Genomic DNA, 3,501 nt, shown 5'->3' on the forward strand with positions numbered 1-3,501 from the left:
CCCTCCCAGTGGGGCAATTCCGCCACCACGTTCGCCCGTTTGTCGCGGATGGTGTGGGTGACTTTGCGGAGGTTGGCGCGAAGCTGGGCCTTGAGAACCTGTTCGCGGGCGGCTTTGGGAAAGGGCTGGGCGGGGTGGAGTCCTCCGTGGTTGCTCATGCCAAGACCTCCTGTTCGGTACTTGCCAGAATCTCAGCCAGATGCACCGTGCGCGTGCCGCTGCGCAGGCGATGCAGCCCGCCGCCGATGTGCAGCAGGCAGGAATTGTCCCCGGCGGTGCAGGCTTCCGCGCCTGTGTCGATGATGTGCCGCGCCTTGTCGGTCAGCATCGCCGCGCTCACGTCGGGGTTTTTCACGGCGAAGGTGCCACCGAAGCCGCAGCATTCGTTGGCGCCTTCCAGTTCCAGCAGCGTCATGCCGCGCACGTTTTGCAGAAGTTTCAGCGGGGCGTCGCCCACCCGCAGCGAGCGCATGGCGTGGCAGGTCGGGTGGTAGGTGACGCGATGCGGGTAATACGCGCCCACGTCGGTGACGCCGAGTTTGTTCACCAAGAACTCGGACAATTCAAACACGCGGGGGGCCAGCTTCTCCACATCCCCAAGAAGCTGTTCGTCCCCAGCCCAGCGCGCCGCCTCCGGGTACAGTTCGCGCACCATCGCCGCGCAGGAACCGCTGGGCGTGACCACCACTTCCGAGTCGGCAAAGTCGCGCACGAATTTGCGGGCCAGCGCCAGCGCGTCGTCACGGTAGCCGGAATTCAGGTGCATCTGCCCGCAGCAGGTCTGACAGGGGTTGAAGTTGACGGTGTGGCCCAGGCGCTCCAGCAGCCGCACGGTGGCCTGCCCGGTGCCGGGAAACAGCGCGTCGTTGACGCAGGTCAGGAAAAGGTCAATCTGCATAGCACTCCTCTGGAAAGGGAAAAGGGGTCGAGAGGTCGAGAAGCCAAGCGGCCCAAATCTCGCCGCCCCGACTCCTCGACCCCTCGTCGCTCGTTACTTGGGCAGCATCCCCGGCACCACATACGCCTGAAGGTACGTGATGACCATGATGACCGCCAGAAAGCCCAGGCTCTTTTTGACCGTAAAGCGCAGCAGTTCGCTCTCGCGGCCCACCAGTCCCACGGCGGCGCAGGCCACCGCGATGCTCTGGGGCGAAATCATCTTGCCCGTCACGCCCCCGGTGGTGTTGGCGGCGACGGTCAGCGCGGGGTTGACGCCGATCTGCTGCGCGGTGACCTGCTGCAACCCGCTGAACAGGGCGTTGGACGACGTGTCCGAACCCGTCAGGAACACGCCCAGCCAGCCCAGCATGGGCGAAAACAGCGGGAACAGGTGTCCGGTCTGCGCCAGCGCGAGCGCCATCGTCGCGCTCTGGCCCGAGTAGTTGGCGATGTAGGCGAAGCCCAGCACGAACATGATGCTCAGGATGGGATAGGCGAGTTCTTTCAGCGTTTCCACGAAGGTCTGCACGCCCTCACGCGGTTTCATGCCCAGCACCGCCATGCTGACCAGCGCGGCGAGGAAAATGCCCGTGCCCGTGCCGGAAAACCAGTCGAGCTTGTAACTGGCGGCGTAGGGCGTCGGCTCGGCCACGATGGGGGCGACTTTCATCACTTGGTTGTGCAGCGTGGGCACGTCCCAGTGCAGCACCATCCACGACAGCGGGCCGGGCGTCTTGAGGTCGAAGAGTGCCTTGAACGCGGGCAGGCTCCACACCACCACGAACAGCGTGAGCAGCAGGAAGGGCGACCAGGCCTTGACTACTTTGGCGGCGGTCAGTTCGGTCACGGTCGGTTCGGTCACTGGGCGATACGCCGCCCCCACCGTCTGAGGGGCCGGAATGGGCTGAATTTCGGCGGGCTTCCACATCTTCAGGAACCCGGCGGTGGCGAGCAGGCTGACCAGCGCCGAGGTGATGTCGGGCAGTTCCGGCCCCAGGTAGTTGGACGTGAGGTACTGCGTCACCGCAAAGCTGAGTCCGGCGACCAGCAGCGCGGGCCACAGGTCACGCACGCCTTTCATACCCGCTTTTGCGCCGCCTTTGCCCGAGTCCATCAGGTAGACCATGAAAAACGGGACGAACAGCGCCAGCAGCGGCAACTGCCGCCCCGCAATCGCGCCGATGGTATGTGCCGGAATCCCGGTCAGGCTGCCCGCCACCGTAATCGGAATGCCCAGCGCCCCGAACGCGACGGGCGCGGTGTTGGCAATCAGGCACAGGCCAGCGGCGTACAGCGGGTTCAGGCCCAGTCCGACCAGCAGCGCCGCCGTGATGGCGACGGGCGCTCCAAATCCGGCGGCTCCTTCCAGAAACGCGCCGAAGCAAAAGCCGATGAGCACCACCAAGAGCCGCTGGTCTTCGGTGATGCTCAGCACCGACTGGCGAATGACCTCGAATTGCCCGGTCTTGACGGCAATTTTGTACAGAAAGACCGCCGCCACGATAATCCAGGCAATCGGCCACAGCCCGTAGCCGAAGCCGTAGAGCGTGGCCCAGACTGCCTTGGCGAGTGGCATCCCGTAGCCCAGCACCGCCACCAGAAAGGCGAGCAGCACGGTCAGCCCGCCCGCCACATAGCCCTTCAGCCGCAGGCCCACCAGAGCGACAAAAAAGAAAACGACCGGAATCAGCGCGGCCAGGGTGGACAGCCAGATGCTCCCCCCAATCGGCGCGTAATTCTGCGTCCAGACCGACGCGGCTTGTTCCATAGCCTTCCTCCCGTGGGGCAGCCTTACTTTGGGTCTGCGCCCGACTTTCTAAACGTGCAATTAAGAAGTGTGAACCCAGGGTAAGAGTGCTTGTCCCGAATGTCAATTGTTCTGAACAAGTCAGCAGGGCTGTTTGTACCCGGTCAAAGAAAGGGCAAAGTGGCCCCGCGCCGTGGCTTTACACTGCGGGGCAATGTCTGCCCGTCACGCCTCTCCCATTCGCCCTCTGCCCAAGCGACGCTCGGTGGGGGCCGATATTGCCGAGCAACTTCAGCAACTCATCAATAGCGGCACCTACAAGCCCGGTGACCGCCTGCCGGGGCAACGTGAACTGGCGCAGCAGTTCGGCACCAGCTTGGCGGGGGTGCGCGAGGCCGTCAGCGTGCTGATTGCCGCCGGACTGGTGGACGCCACCCCCGGACGCGGCACGGTGGTGCGCAGCGTGACCGACTCGGCCCCCACCTTCGACGGCTGGCTGGGCGTGGTGGGCGACGAGCAGGAATTCGGTGAACTGGTCGAAGCGCGGCGGATGCTCGAAGCCTTCACCATCTCGCACGCGGCGGCGCAGGCCACACCCGCCCAGGTGCGGCAACTGCGCGGCGCGGTAGACGCCATGCGAGGCGCGATGGACGACCCCACTGCCTACGCCGAGGCCGACATGCAGTTTCACCTGATGCTTTCCGAGGTGGCAGGCAACCGGGTGGTCACGCGGCTGATGCGGGTGATTCAGCGCCCGCTGATGGAGCAATTGCGCCGCAGCATCGCCCACCTCAAGGCGACGGGGCAACTGGAGG

At 65.0% G+C, this 3,501-nt stretch carries 3 protein-coding genes; 1 reads left to right on the forward strand and 2 read right to left on the reverse strand.

Going from position 1 to position 3,501, the window contains the following annotated elements:
- Positions 1–154: 154 nt before the first annotated feature.
- Together Q4C89_RS13765 and Q4C89_RS13770 are read right to left on the reverse strand one after the other, a co-directional pair.
- The gene (locus Q4C89_RS13765) at positions 155–898 is read right to left on the reverse strand and encodes a (Fe-S)-binding protein (protein ID WP_303103194.1); all 744 of its coding nucleotides are present in this window, start codon (positions 896–898) and stop codon (positions 155–157) included.
- A gap of 93 nt (positions 899–991) precedes the next feature.
- Entirely contained in the window at positions 992–2,707 is a 1,716-nt protein-coding gene (locus Q4C89_RS13770; RefSeq protein WP_303103195.1) for a lactate permease LctP family transporter, read from the reverse strand.
- 193 nt (positions 2,708–2,900) lie between these two features.
- Here Q4C89_RS13770 and Q4C89_RS13775 point away from each other — a divergent pair.
- Positions 2,901–3,501 (forward strand): FadR/GntR family transcriptional regulator (locus Q4C89_RS13775; protein ID WP_303103196.1); only part of this gene is annotated, 601 nt, incomplete at its 3' end.

The sequence above is a fragment of the Deinococcus sp. genome (assembly GCF_030523985.1).
In the GTDB taxonomy this organism is placed as follows: domain Bacteria; phylum Deinococcota; class Deinococci; order Deinococcales; family Deinococcaceae; genus Deinococcus.

Bases quoted from the DNA above. Each gene is read 5' to 3' on its own strand.
- Q4C89_RS13765 (WP_303103194.1), bottom strand. From the start codon at position 898: ATGCAGATTGACCTTTTCCTGACCTGCGTCAACGACGCGCTGTTTCCC.
- Q4C89_RS13770 (WP_303103195.1), bottom strand. From the start codon at position 2,707: ATGGAACAAGCCGCGTCGGTCTGGACGCAGAATTACGCGCCGATTGGG.